Source organism: Pectobacterium sp. 1950-15 (assembly GCF_037136835.1).
GTDB lineage: Bacteria > Pseudomonadota > Gammaproteobacteria > Enterobacterales > Enterobacteriaceae > Pectobacterium.
In genome coordinates this window covers 233,175-252,520 of sequence record NZ_JBBBQR010000004.1, presented here as the reverse complement: position 1 = coordinate 252,520, position 19,346 = coordinate 233,175, and the positions used below count along the sequence as shown (strand labels likewise).

21 protein-coding genes are annotated in these 19,346 nt (G+C 54.4%); 14 read left to right on the top strand and 7 right to left on the bottom strand.

The features are described from left to right. Positions 1 to 41 precede the first annotated feature (41 nt). From lolC to cobB, 5 genes are all read left to right on the top strand, one after another. The gene (gene lolC / locus WCT94_RS06930; protein ID WP_336868749.1) at positions 42 to 1,244 is read left to right on the top strand and encodes a lipoprotein-releasing ABC transporter permease subunit LolC; all 1,203 of its coding nucleotides are present in this window, start codon (positions 42 to 44) and stop codon (positions 1,242 to 1,244) included. Beyond that, positions 1,237 to 1,944 (top strand): lipoprotein-releasing ABC transporter ATP-binding protein LolD, encoded by a 708-nt coding sequence (gene lolD, locus WCT94_RS06925; protein WP_039504846.1) that lies wholly within the window; start codon positions 1,237 to 1,239, stop codon positions 1,942 to 1,944. Before lolC ends, lolD begins: the two co-directional genes overlap by 8 nt. Then, a complete protein-coding gene (gene lolE / locus WCT94_RS06920; RefSeq protein ID WP_336868748.1) occupies positions 1,941 to 3,188 on the top strand; it encodes a lipoprotein-releasing ABC transporter permease subunit LolE in 1,248 nt (415 codons plus the stop codon). Before lolD ends, lolE begins: the two co-directional genes overlap by 4 nt. 84 nt (positions 3,189 to 3,272) lie before the next feature. Continuing rightward, positions 3,273 to 4,187 carry an N-acetylglucosamine kinase gene (gene nagK / locus WCT94_RS06915; RefSeq protein ID WP_336868746.1) on the top strand — a complete coding sequence of 305 codons (915 nt, stop codon included), beginning with the start codon at positions 3,273 to 3,275 and terminating at the stop codon, positions 4,185 to 4,187. 11 nt (positions 4,188 to 4,198) lie between these two features. Continuing rightward, positions 4,199 to 5,029 (top strand): Sir2 family NAD+-dependent deacetylase, encoded by an 831-nt coding sequence (gene cobB, locus WCT94_RS06910; RefSeq protein WP_336868745.1) that lies wholly within the window; start codon positions 4,199 to 4,201, stop codon positions 5,027 to 5,029. A 22-nt stretch (positions 5,030 to 5,051) separates the two neighbouring features. On the opposite strand, the gene WCT94_RS06905 is transcribed toward cobB, so the two are convergent. Continuing rightward, complete coding sequence (locus tag WCT94_RS06905) at positions 5,052 to 5,306, bottom strand: hypothetical protein (protein WP_336868743.1); 255 nt, start codon at positions 5,304 to 5,306, stop codon at positions 5,052 to 5,054. A gap of 393 nt (positions 5,307 to 5,699) precedes the next feature. Then, a complete protein-coding gene (locus WCT94_RS06900) occupies positions 5,700 to 6,416 on the bottom strand; it encodes a Crp/Fnr family transcriptional regulator (RefSeq protein WP_336868741.1) in 717 nt (238 codons plus the stop codon). A gap of 116 nt (positions 6,417 to 6,532) precedes the next feature. Here WCT94_RS06900 and WCT94_RS06895 point away from each other — a divergent pair, with 116 nt between their 5' ends. The 9 genes from WCT94_RS06895 to WCT94_RS06855 all read left to right on the top strand — a co-directional run bounded on the left by WCT94_RS06895 (position 6,533) and on the right by WCT94_RS06855 (position 14,389). Beyond that, on the top strand, positions 6,533 to 6,892 hold the full coding sequence (locus WCT94_RS06895; protein ID WP_336868739.1) for a cupin domain-containing protein: 360 nt from the start codon (positions 6,533 to 6,535) through the stop codon (positions 6,890 to 6,892). Then, complete coding sequence (locus WCT94_RS06890; protein WP_039471582.1) at positions 6,889 to 7,653, top strand: class I SAM-dependent methyltransferase; 765 nt, start codon at positions 6,889 to 6,891, stop codon at positions 7,651 to 7,653. The genes WCT94_RS06895 and WCT94_RS06890 overlap by 4 nt, the downstream gene beginning before the upstream one ends. Positions 7,654 to 7,789: 136 nt before the next feature. Then, positions 7,790 to 8,827, top strand: coding sequence for a vitamin B12 ABC transporter permease BtuC (btuC, locus tag WCT94_RS06885; protein ID WP_336868738.1), 1,038 nt, complete (start codon positions 7,790 to 7,792; stop codon positions 8,825 to 8,827). 51 nt (positions 8,828 to 8,878) lie between these two features. Continuing rightward, on the top strand, positions 8,879 to 9,430 hold the full coding sequence (locus tag WCT94_RS06880; protein WP_336868736.1) for a glutathione peroxidase: 552 nt from the start codon (positions 8,879 to 8,881) through the stop codon (positions 9,428 to 9,430). Beyond that, entirely contained in the window at positions 9,431 to 10,207 is a 777-nt protein-coding gene (gene btuD / locus WCT94_RS06875; protein ID WP_336868735.1) for a vitamin B12 ABC transporter ATP-binding protein BtuD, read from the top strand. A gap of 143 nt (positions 10,208 to 10,350) precedes the next feature. Further along, entirely contained in the window at positions 10,351 to 10,827 is a 477-nt protein-coding gene (locus WCT94_RS06870) for an NlpC/P60 family protein (RefSeq protein ID WP_220467019.1), read from the top strand. Positions 10,828 to 10,870: 43 nt separating this feature from the next. After that, complete coding sequence (locus tag WCT94_RS06865) at positions 10,871 to 11,887, top strand: lipoate--protein ligase A (RefSeq protein WP_336868733.1); 1,017 nt, start codon at positions 10,871 to 10,873, stop codon at positions 11,885 to 11,887. 138 nt (positions 11,888 to 12,025) lie between these two features. Next, the gene (locus WCT94_RS06860; RefSeq protein WP_336868731.1) at positions 12,026 to 12,751 is read left to right on the top strand and encodes an EAL domain-containing protein; all 726 of its coding nucleotides are present in this window, start codon (positions 12,026 to 12,028) and stop codon (positions 12,749 to 12,751) included. Positions 12,752 to 12,937: 186 nt separating this feature from the next. Further along, positions 12,938 to 14,389, top strand: coding sequence for a protein adenylyltransferase SelO (locus WCT94_RS06855; RefSeq protein ID WP_336868730.1), 1,452 nt, complete (start codon positions 12,938 to 12,940; stop codon positions 14,387 to 14,389). Positions 14,390 to 14,408: 19 nt separating this feature from the next. Here WCT94_RS06855 and WCT94_RS06850 read toward each other — a convergent pair whose 3' ends face one another. The 5 genes from WCT94_RS06850 to WCT94_RS06830 form a co-directional block, all read right to left on the bottom strand. Further along, complete coding sequence (locus WCT94_RS06850; RefSeq protein WP_336868728.1) at positions 14,409 to 15,206, bottom strand: heme ABC transporter ATP-binding protein; 798 nt, start codon at positions 15,204 to 15,206, stop codon at positions 14,409 to 14,411. Next, positions 15,199 to 16,203 carry a FecCD family ABC transporter permease gene (locus tag WCT94_RS06845; protein WP_336868727.1) on the bottom strand — a complete coding sequence of 335 codons (1,005 nt, stop codon included), beginning with the start codon at positions 16,201 to 16,203 and terminating at the stop codon, positions 15,199 to 15,201. Before WCT94_RS06845 ends, WCT94_RS06850 begins: the two co-directional genes overlap by 8 nt. Further along, positions 16,200 to 17,018 carry a heme/hemin ABC transporter substrate-binding protein gene (locus WCT94_RS06840; RefSeq protein WP_336868726.1) on the bottom strand — a complete coding sequence of 273 codons (819 nt, stop codon included), beginning with the start codon at positions 17,016 to 17,018 and terminating at the stop codon, positions 16,200 to 16,202. Before WCT94_RS06840 ends, WCT94_RS06845 begins: the two co-directional genes overlap by 4 nt. Beyond that, on the bottom strand, positions 17,015 to 18,067 hold the full coding sequence (locus WCT94_RS06835; RefSeq protein WP_336868725.1) for a hemin-degrading factor: 1,053 nt from the start codon (positions 18,065 to 18,067) through the stop codon (positions 17,015 to 17,017). Before WCT94_RS06835 ends, WCT94_RS06840 begins: the two co-directional genes overlap by 4 nt. Positions 18,068 to 18,287: 220 nt before the next feature. Then, entirely contained in the window at positions 18,288 to 19,334 is a 1,047-nt protein-coding gene (locus tag WCT94_RS06830; RefSeq protein WP_336868724.1) for a 3-deoxy-7-phosphoheptulonate synthase, read from the bottom strand. Positions 19,335 to 19,346 lie beyond the last annotated feature (12 nt).

Genomic DNA, 19,346 nt, shown 5'->3' with positions numbered 1-19,346 from the left:
CTTGATCACTTTGCTTTGGCAACCTTATCCAGACGGATTTCATGTATCAACCTGTCGCTTTATTTATTGGCCTGCGCTACATGCGTGGGCGCGCATCAGACCGCTTCGGCCGGTTTGTCTCCTGGTTATCCGCCATTGGCATCACGCTGGGCGTGATGGCGTTGGTCACTGTGCTTTCCGTGATGAATGGCTTCGAGCGTGAACTGGAAGGCAATATTCTGGGTGTGATGCCTCAGGCAGTTATCTCTACGCCGCAAGGTTCGCTGAACCCGGCGTTGATTCCTGCTTCTTCCTTAGACTCGCTGGAGGGCGTGACGCGCATTGCGCCGTTGACGACGGGCGATGTGGTGCTGCAAAGCGCCCGTAGCGTCGCTGTCGGCGTGATGTTAGGGATCGATCCTGATGAGCAGGAGCCGCTGTCGCGCTATCTGGTTAACGTCAAACAGCAGCAGCTGAAATCTGGTCAATATCAGGCCATTTTGGGCGAGACACTGGCTGCACAGCTGGGCGTTAAAGCTGGCGATCAGATTCGTATGATGGTGACGAGCGCCAGCCAACTGACGCCGATGGGGCGTATTCCCAGCCAGCGTATCTTCACCGTTGCCGGCACCTTTGCCGCGAACAGCGAGGTGGATAGCTACCAGCTTTTGGTGAATCAGCAGGATGCCTCTCGCTTGATGCGCTACCCGGCGAACCACATTACCGGCTGGCGTTTATGGCTGGAAAAGCCGCTGTCGGTCGATACGCTGAGCACGCAAACGCTGCCGGAAGGCACGGTCTGGAAAGACTGGCGCGAACGTAAAGGCGAGCTGTTTCAGGCCGTGCGCATGGAGAAAAACATGATGGGGTTGCTGCTCAGCCTGATCGTGGCCGTGGCCGCTTTCAACATTATTACCTCGCTGGGTTTACTGGTGATGGAAAAACAGGGTGAAGTCGCCATTCTGCAAACGCAGGGGCTGACTCAACGCCAGATTATGGCGGTGTTTATGGTGCAGGGGGGCAGCGCTGGCGTCATTGGCGCGTTGCTAGGGGCACTGCTGGGGACGCTATTGGCCAGCCAACTGAATACGCTGATGCCAATTCTCGGCGTATTGCTGGATGGCGCTGCGTTACCGGTGGATATTGACCCCGCGCAGGTGGTGACTATCGCCATTTCCGCGATGGTGATTGCCCTCTTATCGACACTTTACCCGTCATGGCGCGCTGCCGCCGTTCAACCCGCTGAGGCTTTACGTTATGAGTGATTTACCGTTATTGCAGTGTAATAACCTGTCCAAACGCTATCAGGACGGCAAGCTGTCGACCGACGTATTGCGCGATGTCTCTTTTGAGATGAGCAGCGGGGAGATGATGGCGATCGTCGGTAGCTCTGGTTCTGGCAAAAGTACGCTGCTGCATGTGCTGGGCGGGTTGGATACGCCGACGTCAGGCGAGGTTATTTTTAAAGGCCAACCGCTGAGTACGCTTTCTGCGGCGGCAAAAGCGGATTTACGCAATCGCGAGCTAGGTTTTATTTATCAGTTTCACCATCTGCTACCGGATTTCACCGCGCTGGAAAACGTGGCGATGCCGCTGCTGATTGGCAAAGTGCCAACGTCGCAGGCGCAGGATAAAGCACGTGAAATGCTGGCGGCTGTTGGGCTTGAAGCGCGCAGCCACCACCGTTCGTCGGAGCTGTCCGGCGGCGAGCGGCAGCGTGTTGCCATTGCCAGAGCGCTGGTTAACAGCCCGTCGCTGGTGCTGGCGGACGAGCCGACCGGTAACCTCGATCAGCGCACGGCGGATACTATTTTCGAACTGCTGGGAGAGCTGAATGTCCGGCAGGGCACTGCGTTTCTGGTAGTGACGCACGACCTGCAACTGGCTAGCCGGCTGAACCGCCAACTGGAAATGCGCGACGGTCAGTTGCAACAGGAACTGACCCTGATGGGAGCGCGGCAATGACATTTCCTCCGCTCTCGTTGCTGATTGGCCTGCGATTTAGCCGTGGCCGTCGGCGTGGCGGCATGGTTTCGCTGATTTCGGTCATTTCGACGTTGGGGATCGCCCTCGGCGTGGCGGTGTTGATTCTTGGCCTGAGCGCGATGAATGGCTTTGAACGCGAACTGAATAACCGTATTCTCGCGGTAGTGCCGCACGGCGAGATCGCCCCGGTCAATCAGCCTTTCGACGGCTGGCAGGACATCCTGCCTAAAATCGAACAAGTGCCTGGCGTGGCAGCCGCAGCGCCTTATATCAATTTCACCGGTCTGCTGGAGAACGGTGCCAAACTTCAGGCGGTTCAGGTAAAAGGCGTCGATCCGCAGCAGGAGAAACGTCTCAGCGCGCTGCCTAATTATGTTCTCAATGATGCCTGGCAGCGGTTTCATGCGGGCGAACAGCAGGTCATCATTGGGCAAGGCGTGGCAAAGGCGCTGAATGTTGCGCAAGGGGACTGGGTCACGGTGATGATCCCGAACAGCGACCCGGAAATGAAGCTGATGCAGCCGAAACGTATCCGGCTGCACATTAGCGGCATTTTACAACTGAGCGGCCAGCTCGATCACGGTTTAGCGCTGATTCCACTTGCGGATGCCCAACAGTATCTGGATATGGGGCAGAGCGTAACGGGGATCGCCATCAAAGCTAACGACGTGTTCTCCGCCAATAAGCTGGTGCGCGATGCGGGCGAAGTCACGAAGGCTTATGTCACTATTCGCAGTTGGATTGGCACCTATGGTTATATGTACCGGGACATCCAGATGGTGAGAACCATCATGTATTTAGCGATGATCCTGGTGATCGGCGTGGCCTGTTTTAATATTGTTTCAACGCTGGTGATGGCGGTGAAAGACAAAAGCAGCGATATCGCGGTCCTGCGTACGCTGGGTGCATCAGACGGCCTGATTCGGGCTATCTTTATTTGGTACGGGCTATTGGCCGGGCTGCTGGGTAGCGTGATAGGCGCGGTGATTGGCGTGATCGCGACCTTGCAATTGACGCCGATTATTCACGGCATTGAGGCACTCATCGGCCATAAGCTGCTGTCCGGCGACATCTATTTTATTGATTTCCTGCCGTCGGAACTGCATCTGATGGATGTCTTTATCGTATTAGGAACCTCGCTGGTGTTAAGCCTGATTGCCAGCTGGTATCCGGCACGGCGCGCCAGCCGGATTGACCCTGCCCGCGTGTTGAGCGGACAGTAAGCCAAACCAACGCACATGCGGCTTGAGATATGACGGGGATAGTCCCTATCGTGTGGGAAAGCGATCACACCCTAAGGAGCAGTCATGTACTACGGTTTCGACATGGGCGGCACGAAAATTGAGCTGGGCGTGTTCGATGCGGCGTTGAACAAGGTGTGGCAAAAGCGGGTGCCGACACCGCGCACGCATTACGATGAGCTGCTCACTACGCTGGTTGATCTGGTGCATGAGGCCGACGCACAGGTCGGCGTTCAGGGGAAGATCGGTATTGGTATACCGGGAATACAAACGGGCGATAACGGCGCGCTATTTACCGCTAACCTGCCTGCGACGATGGGAAAACCGCTGCGTACAGATCTGTCGCAGCGTTTGCAGCGCGATATTCGCATCAACAACGATGCCAACTGTTTTGTGCTGTCGGAAGCCTGGGATGCGGAGTTTCGTTCCTATCCTGTCGTGCTGGGCCTAATTCTGGGGACGGGGCTGGGCGGTGGGCTGGTGATTAACGGGCGTCCGGTGGACGGACGCAACGGCATTGCTGGTGAGTTCGGTCATCTCCGCCTGCCGTCCGATGCGTTGGATATTATTGGCGTGGATATTCCCCGTGTGAAGTGTGGCTGTGGTCAGTTGGGCTGTATCGAGAATTATATTTCCGGTCGCGGTTTTGAATGGCTGTACGAGCATTTGTATGGCGAAGCCCTGCCTGCCGTGACTATCATCCGGCACTATCGTGGCGGCGAAGAAAAAGCGCTGGAGTTTGTCGATCGTTTTATGGATTTGCTGGCGGCCTGTCTGGGTAACCTGCTGACCCTGTTCGATCCGCATCTGCTGGTGTTGGGCGGCGGTCTGTCGAATTTTGATGAAATTTATCAAATTCTGCCGACGCGTCTTCCTTCACGGCTTTTACCGATTGCGAAGTTGCCACGCATAGAGAAAGCGCGTCACGGTGATGCGGGCGGTGTACGTGGCGCGGCGTTGCTACACTTAATGGATAACTAGCTGGAGAAAGTATGTATACGCGTCAACGATTAGGGCGGTTTCATAAGGGAAAGCGACTGCGGCAACAGCGTCTTCGTGCGCGTATTTTCCATCGTGATTATCTGGCCGCAAGCGAAGTGAAAAAACCGCGCGTGGTGGTACTGACGGGCGCTGGCATTTCAGCCGAGTCCGGCATTCGTACCTTTCGCGCAACCGATGGCCTGTGGGAAGAACACCGCGTCGAAGATGTCGCCACACCTGAAGGTTTTCAGCGTAACCCTGAGCTGGTGCAGGCGTTTTATAACGCCCGCCGTCGTCAGCTACAGCAGCCGGAAATTGTACCGAATGCTGCGCATCTGGCATTAGCGAATCTGGAAGCGATGCTGGAAGATAACTTCCTGCTGATTACGCAAAACATCGATAACCTGCATGAACGTGCCGGTAGCAAGCGCGTCATTCATATGCACGGTGAATTACTGAAAGTACGCTGTAGCCAAAGTGGACAGATCGTTGAATGGACGGACGATCTCGCCGTTGGCGAACGCTGCCACTGCTGTCAATTTCCCGCGCTTTTACGCCCGCATGTAGTGTGGTTTGGTGAAATGCCGCTGCACATGGACAAGATTTACCATGCGTTGTCGCAGGCTGATTACTTTATTGCGATTGGCACATCGGGGCATGTGTATCCCGCTGCTGGCTTTGTCCATGAGGCCCATTCACACGGTGCCTACACGCTGGAGCTGAATCTGGAACCCAGCCAGGTAGAAAGCCAGTTTGATGAAAAAATTTACGGCCCCGCCAGCACCGTCGTGCCCGAGTTTGTCGCGGCCTGGCTGACGCGCGGTCAAAGCATCAAGTTTTAAACGTCAGTAAAAAGAGAAAACGTCATGAATTGTGTGAGGACGGCGTTTTCTCTTGCCTATCGTTGCCGCAGCAACACTCGTCAAGCTGATCGAACGGCAACATGGCGGTGTGGTTAAAGAAACAGTATTCACTCTCGCTACAGCGCGTATGCGCGGCGGTATCTGTCGGCGAGTCCGCCTGCGAATGTGGCGGCTGTTGGCTGTCATGGCGTGACGATGTTCCATGGTGTGGCCGTGTGCCATGAAGAGATAAGGTTCGTCGGAAAAAGCCCAGCATAGCGTTACCCTCACGGTATCTCATCACGATAGGCATGAGATAATTGTGTTAATGAGAGTGATTCTCATCAATGTAAGCTAAGCGTAGTTGATAATTCGATGATGGGGGAATGACAATTGTCAAAATGTATATACTCGTCATACTTCAAGTTGCATGTGCGTTGGCTGCGTTCACTCACCCGAATCACTTACTTGAGTAAGCTCATCGGGATTCCTTCCCTTGCCGCGTTATTCGGCCTTATGGCCTCTCCCCTCCGGGGTCAGCGCAAGCGCTGTTCAAAAACGCCTTGCCGTTTTTGTCCTGAAACTTGAATTATTTAGAGTATAACCACCGTTGTTCTATTCGCCCGTCACGGTTGATCTTACAAAGCCTTAGCATAATCAGGCTGAGCAGTCAGAATGTCCGTCTGGCTTCGGCTGCCAGCTCTTTCAGATAATTCAGATCGCACAATTCCACCTGATGGCCCCGATAGGTAATGTAGCCTTGCCGCTTCCAGTCGGACATTAATCGGCTCAATGTTTCACTGCGCATCCCTAATGACGTTGCGAGCTGCCCTCGGCTCACCGGTAATGTCAGTTGCTGCGTTTGCTGAATGTGGTGCTGCCGCAGCAGATAATCAGCCAGACGCTGCGGTGCGGAACTGGACGTCAGCCAGTCAATTTGGTTGATCGTCGAGTAGAGTTTCTTGCCCAGATAGTTGAGTAAACGTAGCGCCAGCTCCGGGCGCTGCAAACAGAACTGGTGAATATCCTGCCGTGGAATCATCAGCGTGTGGCCGTCGCTCAGCGCGCGGATATTCATCGGGAAGCGGCCGTGATCCATAAACACCGCCGCGATGGCGACAAATTCACCGCGTTCAAACTGACCGAAAATTTTTTCATCCCCGCCATAGGTATGACGAAAAGCCTGCAACTTTCCCGTTTCAACCAGCAAACAGTGCTGCATTTTGTCGCCTTCGCGAAACAGCACGTCATCCTGCCGGAAAAACAGGCGTTCGCTTTTTGCCAAGAGTTCGCACACCACATCGCTGGGTTCACCGCGCATCCAGTCATGCTGAAACAGCACCTCGCCGTATTCATCGGGCGATAGCGCCTTTTTGACAAATGTCATTTGCCCTCCCAGAGGCTGGTATTACCATAAAGCTAGTAAATGAAAATAATAATCACTTGCATGGATTCAGCAAGCAAAATCACGGTGCGCTGAATCGAGAATAGCGGAGAGTTTCCATGAAAGAAAATGCCCTTCCAGCGGCACAGGCGCTGGTTCTCCATGAATTGATTACCCCAACCGAACAGGGGATCGCCAGTCGCGTGTTGGCCCGTACCGACGGCGGCAATGTGACGTTGTTTGCCTTCGATCAGGGGCAGGGCTTGAGCGAACACAGTGCGCCTTATGATGCACTGGTTATGGTGCTTGAAGGTGAATTATTGCTGACGATCGGGGGTGAACCCGTCGTCGCGCAGCCTGGTACGTTGGTGCGTATGCCAGCCAATATCCCACATGCCGTTGATGCGCAGCAATCGTCGCGCATGTTGCTGACGATGTTGAAGACGCTGAAAACACCGAATGAAGGAGTGACAGTATGAGCGATCATGAAGCAGGACATAAATTTTTAGCCCGGTTGGGGAAAAAACGTCTGCGCCCCGGCGGCAGGAAAGCAACCGAGTGGCTGCTCAGTCAGGCTGGGTTCCGGCAGGACAGCGTCGTGCTGGAAGTCGCCTGCAATATGGGCACGACGGCGATGGAAATCGCACGCCGTTTTGGCTGTCAGGTCATCGGCGCGGATATGGATAAAGTGGCGTTACAGAAAGCGCAGGAGAATGTCGCGGCGAACGGTCTGGCATCGCAGGTCACGATTATGCAGGCAAATGCGCTGGAACTGCCGTTTCCCGATAATCACTTCGACGTGGTGATTAACGAAGCCATGCTGACAATGTATGCCGACAAGGCCAAGAGCCGCATTATTGCCGAATATTATCGCGTGCTGAAACCGGGCGGCCGCTTGATTACCCATGACATCATGCTGCTTTCCGAGAAGGATACCGGGGCATTGCAGGCGGTGGAGCAGATGCATAAAGCGATCAACGTACATGCGCAGCCGATGCTGCGTGAGCGCTGGGTGACGCTGTTTCAGGAATGTGGTTTTAGCAAAGTCAGCTACGATAACGGCGCCATGACGCTGCTGACGCCGCAGGGGCTGATTTATGATGAAGGGCTGGCAGGCGCGGCACGCATCGTAAAAAATGCGCTGAAGAAAGAGAACCGCGACATGTTCTTCAACATGTTTCATACCTTCCGCCGCAATCGGAACCAGCTTAACTATATTGCGGTATGCAGCACGAAGTAGCGGTCGTATTCATTTTGATTGCGTCGCGGTAACAAGGAAAAAGCGTGTAAGGCAGGCGAAATCGTTTAACATACGTGACAATACGTTATCTTAACTGCGCTTTTTTATTGCGCTGGATCCCTTGTTACGGTGAACAATGCAGCCATTATCGCCGGGTGATATCCCGCTAAAGCACGCGACGCAGTTGCCTCACTACAGCCAGCTAAAACAACAGCAGTACAGACGCGATCGTCGGAGTCTGGTACTGCTGTTGGCGTTTCTCGCGCTTACGCTGGTCGTCAGTTTGTGTGCCGGGGAACGCTGGATTTGGCCGACGGCCTGGCTGGATGACGCTCAGCAACTCTTTGTCTGGCAACTGCGTTTTCCCAGAACACTGGCTGTGATGCTGGTGGGAGCCAGTCTGGCGATGTCGGGTACCGTGATGCAGGCCGTCTTTGATAATCCGTTGGCGGAACCGGGACTGCTGGGCGTGGCGAACGGTGCAGGCGTGGCTTTGGTGCTGACGGTACTACTGGGTCAGGGATTGCTGCCCGTCTGGATGTTAAGCCTGAGTGCAATTGCTGGCGCGCTGCTGATTACCTTTCTGTTGCTCCATTTTGCCCGTCGTTATATTTCCAACACCCGTTTATTACTCATCGGCATTGCGCTCGGGATTATCTGTAGCGCGGTGATGACCTGGGCCGTCTATTTCAGTACCAGTCTCGATTTACGCCAATTGATGTACTGGATGATGGGCGGCTTCAGCGGCATTGACTGGCGGCACGGCTGGCTGATGTTGGCGCTCTTGCCGCTGCTACTGTGGTTAAGCCGCCAGGGCGCGATACTGAACGGGTTGACGCTGGGTGAGATTCAGGCGCGTCAGTTGGGCATTCCCGTCTATCGCTGGCGCACGATTCTCGTGCTGGTAATGGGCGTACAGGTCGGGCTGAGCGTGGCGCTGGCTGGCATCATCGCGTTTATTGGCTTGGTGATCCCACACATGTTACGGCTGTGCGGGTTGACCGATCAGCGCTATTTATTGAGCGGCTGTGCGTTGGCCGGCGGTGGTGTTCTGCTGCTGGCGGATACGGTCGCGCGCGTTGCGCTGAGTTCAGCCGAGTTGCCGATAGGCGTGGTTACCGCTACGCTGGGATCGCCATGGTTTATCTGGCTGTTATTACGTAATCGGTTGTAGCGGTATGTCTTGTTTTATCCATTCTTATTGATCATTAAAGGGAGCAAAACGATGAGCACTGAAATCTACGCTATTCCGCTGACCACTATCGACGGGAAAGCGACAACGTTTGAGGCGTTTAAAGGGCAAGTTGTGTTAGTCGTCAACGTCGCCTCTCAATGCGGCCTGACTAAACAATATGAAGCTTTGGAAAAACTCTACGAGACCTATCGCGAAAAAGGTCTGGTCGTGTTGGGATTCCCCTCCAATGAATTTGCAGGGCAGGAACCGGGCTCAGAAGAAGAAATTCAGGAGTTCTGCCGTGGAACGTTTGGCGTGCAGTTCCCGATGTTCAGCAAAATTGAAGTGAATGGCGAGAATCGTCATCCGTTGTACCAGCTGTTGATTCGTGAACAGCCGGAAGCCAACGGGACCTGGAAAAGTGACTTTTTTGCGCGTTTGGTCAATAAGGGACGTAAGCCTAAGAACCCGGAAGACATTCTGTGGAATTTTGAAAAATTCCTGGTGGACCGCGAAGGGCGTGTGATTGATCGTTTTGCGCCGGATATGGCACCTGACCATGACACTATCGTGAAAGCGATCAACGATGCGCTGGCAAAATAATTGACGCAGCAGATTTCCCCGGTATTACAGTTGCGGCAGGTGAGCGTCGTGCCGCGTTTGTCGCCGACGAATGCGGAGTGTCGTCGCGGTGAGTTGTTGCACATCATTGGCCCGAACGGAGCCGGAAAGAGCACGTTGCTGGCAAGAGCGGCGGGTTTGCTGGCGGGAGAAGGCGAAGTCTATCTGGCCGACACGCCGCTGTCGCAGTATACGGCAGCGGACTTAGCCGTACGACGTGCTTATCTGGCGCAGCAACAGCCTCCACTGGCGCTGATGCCGGTATTCCAGTACTGGCAATTGCATCAGCCGCCGCTGGCTCAGGAATATGCGGTCGAAAAGGTGGTGCATTTTCTGGCGGAACGTCTGATGTTAACCGACAAGCTGGCTCGCCCACTCACACAGCTGTCGGGAGGCGAGTGGCAGCGCGTTCGGCTGGTGGCGGCGCTATTGCAGATTTGGCCGACCCTCAATCCGCATGCGCGTCTGCTGCTGCTGGATGAACCGACCAATAGCCTCGATGTGGCGCAGCAGGTGGCACTGGATGCGTTATTGAGTGAACTCTGCCGTTTTGGCATCACGGTCATGGTTTGCGCACACGATCTGAACCACAGCGCCCATCATGCGGATCGCGTGTGGCTATTGTCAGAAGGCGCGTTGGTGGCACAGGGCGAGACGGCGGAGGTCATGCTGCCGGAGGTGCTGTCCCCCGTGTTCGGTGTCGCGTTTCAACGGCACGTGGTTGATGGTAGAAACTGGATCATCACTCGCAGCGCCTAGCGCAGTGAGAAAATGACGGCGTCAGAAAATAGGAAAAATCGCCTTTACTTGCCAGTGACCCCGATTAAACGCTAAATTAATCCAATACCTAGTATTTTCAAACGCTAGAGGTCTATGGCCTCGGCGGTTTTATGGTAATCGCGATGATACGTTTACGACATGCTTTGATCCTCGCCAGCCTGATTTTGGTCGGCTGTAGCAGTAGTCGGCATAATAATCCGCCGCCGAATGCGCGCCTGAGCGATTCGATCATGGTGATGGTGCAGCTAAACGATCAACTGGGGCAATGGTATAGAACGCCTTATCGCTATGGCGGACTGGATCGTAACGGCGTCGATTGCTCCGGCTTTGTTTACCTGACATTTCGCGATAAGTTTGGCATGCAACTGCCGCGCACCACGGAAGAACAAACCGAACTGGGCGAGCGCGTTGACCGCGATAATCTGTTACCGGGTGATTTGGTTTTTTTCAAAACCGGCAGCGGCAGCAGTGGGTTGCACGTCGGTATTTATGACAAAGACGACCAGTTTATTCATGCCTCCACCAGTCAGGGCGTAATTCGCTCGTCACTGGATAACGTGTACTGGAAACGGGCTTACTGGCAGGCCCGCCGCATCTAATTTTCCTTCCTTTGTTTTGCTGACGGCACGGAGCTATCCACTTATGTCCTCTCTGCGTTTATTGATCTCTGCTTCTTACGATCCCTGGTTTAATCTGGCCGTTGAGGAGTGCATCTTTCGTCAGATGCCCACTACGCAGCGGGTGTTGTTTTTATGGCGCAATGCGGAAACCGTGGTCATTGGTCGCGCCCAGAACCCGTGGAAAGAGTGCAATACGCGGCGGATGGAAGAGGATGGTATCAAGCTGGCACGGCGCAGCAGCGGCGGTGGGGCGGTCTTTCACGATCTCGGGAATACCTGCTTTACCTTCATGGCGGGCAAACCGGAGTACGATAAAAGCGTCTCAACGCAGATCGTGCTGGATGCGCTTAGTTCGCTGGGATTAAAGGCGAGCGCCTCGGGTCGTAACGATCTGGTGGTGGAAACCGCAGACGGCGTGCGCAAGGTGTCCGGTTCTGCCTATCGCGAAACGAAAGATCGCGGCTTTCATCATGGCACGCTGCTGCTGAACGCAGACCTCAATCGTTTAGCCGATTACTTGAACCCAGACATTAAAAAACTACAGGCAAAAGGGATTACGTCTGTGCGTTCTCGTGTTGCCAATCTGGTGGAATTGCTGCCCTCTGTCGATCATCAGGTGATCTGCCAGACGGTGACGCAGGCCTTCTTCGATTATTTCGGCGAACAGTGTGAACCGGAAATCATCTCGCCTTCCGCCTACCCGGACCTACCGGGATTTAGCGAACAGTTTGCACGTCAAAGTAGCTGGGAATGGAATTTCGGTCAGGCACCGGATTTCTCGCATTTACTCGATAACCGATTTACCTGGGGCGGCGTTGAATTACATTTTGATGTGGAGCGGGGCGTGATTGTCCGCACGCAGGTTTATACCGATAGCCTGAACCCCGCGCCGTTAGAAGCACTCGCCTGCGCATTACAGGGAACGGCATATCGCCCGGAAAATATGGCGGCTGCGTGTCAGGCACTGATTACCGCTTTCCCCGAACAGCAAAACGAATTGCAGGAACTGGCCGCTTGGCTGGAGCAGAGTTTACGCTAAAACGTGAAAGTCGCTGCTAAATACGTCCTGTTGCATAGCAGAAAGACGCTTTTCGTGCGTTATGCGGATAAGCGTTGTAGATTCATCTATAATAATAACGTAATGTGATTATTATAGTTCGCTATGCAGTACAGGATCATGCGCATCCATCTTGCTGTTGATTACACCAGTGACTACGTTTTTTGGCCGATATTCAGGTTGGATGGAACGCTGCTGGCTGTTGAAATGATAAGCCATTTTAATGGTCTTTCGGGCAAGCTGAGCATGCCTGCTGATATTCTCCTCATGCAATTAAGTCCGCGCCAAAAGCAGGATTTGGTTCATGAACAGCTGCTTTTTATCAAAGAAAAATCCGCATGGTTTGTCGATAACCGTATTCAATTGGTTCTGAAGGTGGGGCGTGAAATAGCAGAAATTTTAATCAATTCTGAGGTGCTGCGCGGCGAAATCAACCGTCTTGATTTTGTCCTGTTGGAAATTAATGAATTTTTCCCGCAACTCTCGCAGGGAAAAGAAAACGCCATGTTGCTGAATCTGAGTCAGGCCTTTCCTTTATGGCTGGATAATTTTGGTTCTGGAAAGACAACGCTTAAACCTTTACATGATGGCTTGGTGCAAGGTGTGAAGCTGGATCGTCAGTTTATTAGGCAACTGTTATCGCGTCCGGCAAATACGCTGATGATGGAGCCACTGCTGCGGACGATTAAAAACAGCTATTCAGGCATCAGTATTGTCGCTAAGGAGATCGATACCGTGGCGATTCTGAACAAAATGAGACTACTGAACATTGATGCTGTTCAGGGGCAAATGTGGCCTGCCGTACATTTTGACGAACTTGAGCCACACACGGTGCTTATTGGCTAATTCAATCGGTCTAACTACTTTTCGGACGTGAGGGGGGTTTGGATCTCGCTTGTGAAACGAATACCCTTATGTTTCCTCCGTGTTAATTTCATTACCATCCCTCTACACTTTCTGCATACCCGTTAGTCGATGTGTGGTGAGCGTGTGGCTCTCTTCACCTGAACAGGGTGGTATTCGGGAGACAGGATGCAGCAGACACCGTTATTCAAAAATCACTATTTTCACCAACTGCCGGGGTTCTATACCGCGCTACAGCCTACGCCGCTACATGGCGCTCGCCTGCTTTATCGCAGCGAGGGATTGGCCATGGAGCTCGGGTTGTCTTCCGACTGGTTTACGCCAGAACAGGATGACGTCTGGAGCGGCGAGCGTTTGCTGCCGGGAATGGCGCCGCTGGCACAGGTTTATAGCGGGCATCAGTTTGGTATGTGGGCCGGCCAACTGGGCGACGGGCGCGGCATCCTGCTGGGAGAACAGCAACTGGCGGATGGTCGCAGTATGGATTGGCACCTGAAAGGCGCAGGGCTGACGCCGTATTCGCGTATGGGGGATGGTCGTGCCGTGCTGCGTTCAGTCATTCGCGAATTTCTGGCCTCGGAAGCGATGCACCATCTGGGGATTCCCACTACGCGGGCGCTGACGATTGTCACCAGCACACATCAGGTTCAGCGTGAGCAGGAGGAAAAGGGCGCCATGCTGCTGCGCGTGGCGGAAAGCCATGTGCGGTTCGGCCATTTTGAACACTTCTACTATCGCCGTGAGCCGGAAAAGGTGCGTCAACTGGTGGAGTATGTGATTGCCCGCCATTGGCCGCAGTGGGAGAACGATGAGCATCGCTATGAACTGTGGTTCGGTGATGTGGTGGAACGTACTGCCCGTCTGATTACACATTGGCAGTCGGTGGGTTTTTCACACGGCGTGATGAATACGGATAACATGTCGATTCTGGGTCTGACCATCGACTACGGCCCTTATGGCTTTTTAGATGCCTATCAACCCAACTTTATTTGTAACCACTCCGATCATCGCGGGCGCTATGCGTTTGATAATCAGCCTGCCGTAGGGCTGTGGAATCTACATCGTCTGGCGCAGGCACTGTCGGGGTTGATGGACACTGAAACGCTGGAGCGTGCGCTTGCCCGCTATGAACCGGCACTGATGCAGCACTATGGCACGCTGATGCGCGCTAAGTTGGGCTTGTTTACCGCGAGCGCGCAGGATAATGACGTGCTGGTCGGGCTGTTACGTCTGATGCAGCAGGAAGGCAGCGACTACACCCGCACGTTCCGTTTGCTGGCAGACAGTGAAAAACGGGCCTCGCACTCGCCGCTACGTGATGAGTTTATCGATAGGGCCGCGTTCGATAGCTGGTTTGCGACTTATCGCCAGAGGCTGATACAGGAAGAACAGGGTGATGAGGAGCGTCGTCAACTGATGAATGTGACGAACCCGAAATACGTTTTGCGTAATTATCTGGCGCAAATGGCGATTGAACGGGCAGAAAATGATGACATTAGCGTGCTGACACGTCTACATCAGGCGTTGTGCCGACCGTTTGACGAACAGCCGGATAAGAACGATCTGGCGGCGTTACCGCCAGAGTGGGGCAAACATCTGGAGATTTCCTGCTCTAGCTAAGCCAGAGCAGGAATGATAGCTATTGCCGCAGATAAACCTGCGGAAGGGGGTAGTCCGGGTGTGAACCGACGCTGAGGTCGGCGCGATACCAGCGGGTCAATGTCTCTGCCTGTAGCACCTGCGCAGGCGTACCCTGTGCGACCAGCTTCCCTTCGTGCAACAGCAGGATACGATCGGCATACAGCGCCGCCAGATTCAGGTCGTGCAGAACGCAACACACGGCTAACGGCTGTTCACGCGTAAGCTGTTTGAGCAACCGCAAGAGGTGTTGTTGATGGTACAAATCCAGCGCCGACGTGGGTTCATCGAGAAACAGCCAGCCTGGCGTCGGTTCTGGATGCCACAGCTGCGCCAGCACGCGAGCGAGCTGTACACGCTGCTGCTCTCCGCCTGAAAGGTGGCGATAGTCTCGCGCCGCCAGTTCCAGACAGCCCGTTTGTGCCATGACCTGCTGAATGACGTCATCATTTTGCGGATAGCGCCCATGCGGGGAACGCCCCATCGCGACGACATCCCGCACGCTAAACGCAAACGCCATGCCGCTATGCTGGCGCATCACCGCGCGTGTTTTTGCCAGCGCGCCGGGCTGCCAGTGTGAAAACGGCTGTCCGGCTAACAGGCATTCACCGTCATCGGGCGTCAAATAACCGGTCAATAAACGGAGCAGGGTAGACTTCCCCGCGCCGTTAGGGCCGATAATCGCGACGATTTCCCCACAGTGCAGCTCCAGAGAAACATCATCCGTCAGATAGCGACCGTTGGTCTGAAAGCGTAGATGACGCGCGACTAACGTCCGGTCGAGCGCTGAGTCAGTCATTACTACGTCCTTTATGCTGAACGATCAGCCATAAGAAATACGGCCCGCCAATCAGGCTACTTAACAGCCCGACGGGCATTTCTGCCGGAGCAAGCAGCGTACGCGCCAGCGTATCGGCAAACAGCAGCAGACAGGCACCGCCGAGGATAGAACCGGGAATGAGCCAGCGATGATCGGCACCCACGTGCAAACGCATCAGGTGAGGGATAATGAGCCCGATAAACCCGATCACGCCGCTGACCGCCACGGCGACACCCACCAGCAGTGAACTCAGTAGCAGCAGCACGTACTTGGTCTGCTTTACGTTGATGCCAAGGTAATGCGCCTCTTCATCTCCCAACTGCAATACATTCAGACGGCGCGCGTAGTATAGCGTGGCAAGCATACCGGGAATCGCCAGTGTGCTGGTAACCAACAGCATTGGCCACTGAGCCTGTCCGAGACTGCCCATACCCCAAAGCGAGAACTGGCGCAATTGTTGGTCGGTGCTGATGTAGGTTAAGACGCCGATCAGCGCAAGGCACAGTGCATTAAGCGCGATACCTGCCAACAGCAGTCGCGTTAATCCACCCTGTTCGGAGCGGCTGAGGATAAAAATGATAACGGTAATCGCCAGACTACCCGCGAAAGCGGCAAACATCGGGCTGTAAAGCGCCAGCAGAGGGGGAAGACCGAGCGGTAGCACTATAGTGAGCGCTACGCAGAGTGCTGCGCCGCTGCTGATGCCAAGTAGACTGGGATCGGCGAGTGGATTGCGAAACAGTCCTTGCATAATCGTGCCGGAACAGGCCAGCGCGCCGCCGACGAGTATCGCCAGTAGCACGCGGGGGACGCGGATGTTCAGCCAGATATGCCAGAGCGGGTCGTCAAAAGGTGTCTGCCATAGCGTCTTGAGTGACAACGTCAACGCCCCCATGTTGGCGGCACCCACCATCAGTACCGCCATGAGCAACAACAGCGCGATCAACCAGGTGCGCGGATGAAACCGTGACGTCATTTGATCGCTTCGGCTGTCTGACGCAGCGTTGCCATCAACGCTGGCGTTTCGAGCGTAAAGCCCAGCATTGCCATATCATCGACGACCAGCAGACGCTTGTGTTTGCCCGCAGGAGTCAGTTCTAGCCCGGGTAATTTCCAGACTTGCGCTTCACCGCCCAATGTCTTCAGCCCCTGGCTGGAGATCAGAATCAGATCTGGCGCGCTGGCAATGACGCCTTCCTGAGACAGTTGTTGGTAACGTTCAACATTCTGCATGGCATTCTGTAACCCTGCGTGGCGAATGATCGTGTCTGGCGGTGTATTTTTGCCTGCGCCCATCGCACTCATACCACCATGGTTGAGAATAAACAGCGTCTTGACAGGCAATGGTGCGGTTTTGACTGCCGCCAACTGCTGCTGATAGGTTTCCGTCAGTTTTTTACCTTCGGTGTCTTTACCCAACGCCTGTGCGATGGCGCTAATTTTTTGCGGAACCGCATCCAGCGCTGGCTGAGCGGAAACGTGAACCACTTTGGTGCCGCTGTCCGCAACCTGCTGTAAGACGAGAGAAGGCTGAGACAAATCGCTGGCAAGGACTAGCGAAGGTTTCATCGCCAGAATGCCTTCGGTATTGAGGTGGCGCATGTAACCTACATCAGGCAGTTTCTTCACGGATTCCGGGTGTAGGCTGGTGCTATCACGTGCAACCAGATCTTTCTCCGCGCCCAGCGCATAGATGATTTCCGTGACGTCGCCGCCGATAGACACGATTCGTTCGGCAGCAGACACCCCCAGCGGGAGTGTCAATAGCAGAGGGAATAGCCAGTTTTTCATGCGGCGAGATCCTTATGCGGTTTCAGGGCATCGATTTGGTTACGCCATTGTTGTTGTTCCGGCGTTCCTTCGGTACGTTGCCCGAAGAGTTGTGCAATTTGAGAGCCGTCTGCGGCATAGAGCTCAAGGCTGGTCACGACACCATCGACCGTCGGTTTACGCGTCACCCAGCTTTCAGCAATCGCACTTTCGATCAGATGCAGAGTGAAATCTTTATTAAAGATGTTAATCCATTCCGCGTGTTGCTCCATGCGCTCTACGCGCTCGAGCGTACCGGTGAATATTTGTACACAGCCACGGTTGCCGACAAATACCATGATTTCGTTCTGATCTTCACGCGCGGCAAACAGGATCTGTGACAGCGCATCGTTGTCTACCCGGTAAGCCAAATCGTCAGCGACCGAGTTAAACGCCTGCTGGCGCGTCAGGTTATAGCGTTTGAGCAGGATAAAGAAATCATGCACATCCTTCATCGCACGCCAGTCTGCTTCAAACTGAGGATTATGGGCAATCGCCTGTTCGGCCGCTGTCCCATTGCCTGCCGGACGAAGTGCTACCGCGGGGTTTTCGTTGCTGGTGAATTTTTCAATGAATAGCTGCCAGGCGGCCATGTCCGTAGTGTCGGTTGTGTAGACCTTCAGAATCGCATCGCCCTGATGATCGAAGAATTGAATGCTTTGACGCTCTCCGCGCGCGGTGTTTTCACGCAGCGCAAAGGCTGAAGCCCATTGAGAGAGGAACAAACGCAGATCCAATCCGCGCGGGTTGAGGATAAGGCCAGCATGTCCATCCAGCGTCTGGTTTTGATAATAGCCCGTATGCTCATGCACGGCGTACTCGTTGCGCGTGATCGACTTGGTATTACCAACCTGCTCCAGCGCGCTTAACCAGACTTTGGCATCACCCTGCAGGCGCTGTGCATCGTGTCCGACACGGGCGTGAGTCAGTTCCGCTTCGCTGATGCCGAGTAGCGCAGCCAGATCGCGGGCATATTTACGCGGATGTTCAACTTTAGCCTGGAGGTATTGTTGGTAAATAGACGTCTGCATCTCGTTCGTTCCCTTAATCGTTGTCGTATTGATTATAGCAATGAATGAGAATCATTTTCATGTAACAAAAACGCAACCTCAAGTGAAGTTTTCTTAATAAGTGGAATCAGAGAAATCGTAAGAGGAATTTACGTACTGCGAGAGTGTGGGAGAGGCGGTGGGAAAGGGAAAAACAGCTGGCACACGACCAGAGAAGGTGAGTGTGCCAGCGCGTATCGGATTAGAAACGGCTGTCGACGGCGTCTGCCAGACGAGCCAGCAGCGTTTCGGTGTCCTGCCAGCTCAGACAAGGATCGGTAATGGATTGCCCGTACGTCAATGCCAGAGGATTGAGCGCCGGCTGGTTGCCTTCAATTAAGAAACTTTCCGCCATGATGCCCGCGATGGCGCGTGAGCCGGCGCGAATTTGCTGACAGATGTCATCGGCCACGTCGAGCTGGCGACGATGCTGTTTCTGACAGTTGGCATGACTGAAATCGATCACCAGATGCTCGGGCAGCGAGAATTCACGCAGATGAGCGCAGGCGGCAGCGATATCTTCCGCGTGGTAATTCGGCGTTTTCCCGCCGCGCATAATAATGTGGCCAAACGGATTGCCTTGCGTTTTGTAGACCGACATGAAGCCCTGCTTATCCGGCGAGAGGAACATATGTTGGGCACGGGCGGCGCGAATGGCGTCGACGGCGATACGTGTGTTGCCGTCTGTACCGTTCTTGAAGCCGACAGGGCAGGATAGCGCCGAGGCCATTTCCCGGTGAATCTGGCTTTCGGTGGTTCTTGCACCAATCGCCCCCCAACTGATCAGGTCAGCAATATATTGACCGGTGACCATATCGAGGAATTCCGTCGCGGTCGGCAACCCGAGTTGATTGACGTCCAGCAGCAGGCGGCGTGCAATCTCCAGCCCTTCGTTTACCTGAAAGGTACCGTTGAGTGCCGGATCGGAAATGAGTCCCTTCCAGCCGACGACCGTGCGCGGTTTTTCAAAATAGGTGCGCATGACGATTTCCAGCCGGTCCTGATACTGCGTGCGTAGCATAGTCAGACGGCGTGCATAATCTAACGCACTGTCGGTGTCATGGATCGAACATGGGCCAATCACGACGAGAAGACGTGGATCGTGACCGGTTAGAATGGCTTCAATTTTCTTGCGTGACGAGGTGACATTTTCGGCAACGGCAGGGGTGATCGGGAGTCTGGCGAGTAACGTTTGGGGCGTAACCAGACTCTCGATGCGCGCGCTCCGCAGTTCATCTGTTTGTAGCATGTTTTGTCTCTG

Bases quoted from the DNA above. Each gene is read 5' to 3' on its own strand.
- WCT94_RS06880 (WP_336868736.1), top strand. From the start codon at position 8,879: ATGAGCACTGAAATCTACGCTATTCCGCTGACCACTATCGACGGGAAA.
- WCT94_RS06890 (WP_039471582.1), top strand. From the start codon at position 6,889: ATGAGCGATCATGAAGCAGGACATAAATTTTTAGCCCGGTTGGGGAAA.
- WCT94_RS06835 (WP_336868725.1), bottom strand. From the start codon at position 18,067: ATGCAGACGTCTATTTACCAACAATACCTCCAGGCTAAAGTTGAACAT.
- WCT94_RS06895 (WP_336868739.1), top strand. From the start codon at position 6,533: ATGAAAGAAAATGCCCTTCCAGCGGCACAGGCGCTGGTTCTCCATGAA.
- nagK (WP_336868746.1), top strand. From the start codon at position 3,273: ATGTACTACGGTTTCGACATGGGCGGCACGAAAATTGAGCTGGGCGTG.
- WCT94_RS06850 (WP_336868728.1), bottom strand. From the start codon at position 15,206: ATGACTGACTCAGCGCTCGACCGGACGTTAGTCGCGCGTCATCTACGC.
- WCT94_RS06845 (WP_336868727.1), bottom strand. From the start codon at position 16,203: ATGACGTCACGGTTTCATCCGCGCACCTGGTTGATCGCGCTGTTGTTG.
- WCT94_RS06870 (WP_220467019.1), top strand. From the start codon at position 10,351: ATGATACGTTTACGACATGCTTTGATCCTCGCCAGCCTGATTTTGGTC.
- WCT94_RS06830 (WP_336868724.1), bottom strand. From the start codon at position 19,334: ATGCTACAAACAGATGAACTGCGGAGCGCGCGCATCGAGAGTCTGGTT.
- lolE (WP_336868748.1), top strand. From the start codon at position 1,941: ATGACATTTCCTCCGCTCTCGTTGCTGATTGGCCTGCGATTTAGCCGT.
- lolD (WP_039504846.1), top strand. From the start codon at position 1,237: ATGAGTGATTTACCGTTATTGCAGTGTAATAACCTGTCCAAACGCTAT.
- WCT94_RS06855 (WP_336868730.1), top strand. From the start codon at position 12,938: ATGCAGCAGACACCGTTATTCAAAAATCACTATTTTCACCAACTGCCG.
- WCT94_RS06905 (WP_336868743.1), bottom strand. From the start codon at position 5,306: ATGCTGGGCTTTTTCCGACGAACCTTATCTCTTCATGGCACACGGCCA.
- lolC (WP_336868749.1), top strand. From the start codon at position 42: ATGTATCAACCTGTCGCTTTATTTATTGGCCTGCGCTACATGCGTGGG.
- btuC (WP_336868738.1), top strand. From the start codon at position 7,790: ATGCAGCCATTATCGCCGGGTGATATCCCGCTAAAGCACGCGACGCAG.
- WCT94_RS06865 (WP_336868733.1), top strand. From the start codon at position 10,871: ATGTCCTCTCTGCGTTTATTGATCTCTGCTTCTTACGATCCCTGGTTT.
- WCT94_RS06860 (WP_336868731.1), top strand. From the start codon at position 12,026: ATGCGCATCCATCTTGCTGTTGATTACACCAGTGACTACGTTTTTTGG.
- cobB (WP_336868745.1), top strand. From the start codon at position 4,199: ATGTATACGCGTCAACGATTAGGGCGGTTTCATAAGGGAAAGCGACTG.
- WCT94_RS06900 (WP_336868741.1), bottom strand. From the start codon at position 6,416: ATGACATTTGTCAAAAAGGCGCTATCGCCCGATGAATACGGCGAGGTG.
- WCT94_RS06840 (WP_336868726.1), bottom strand. From the start codon at position 17,018: ATGAAAAACTGGCTATTCCCTCTGCTATTGACACTCCCGCTGGGGGTG.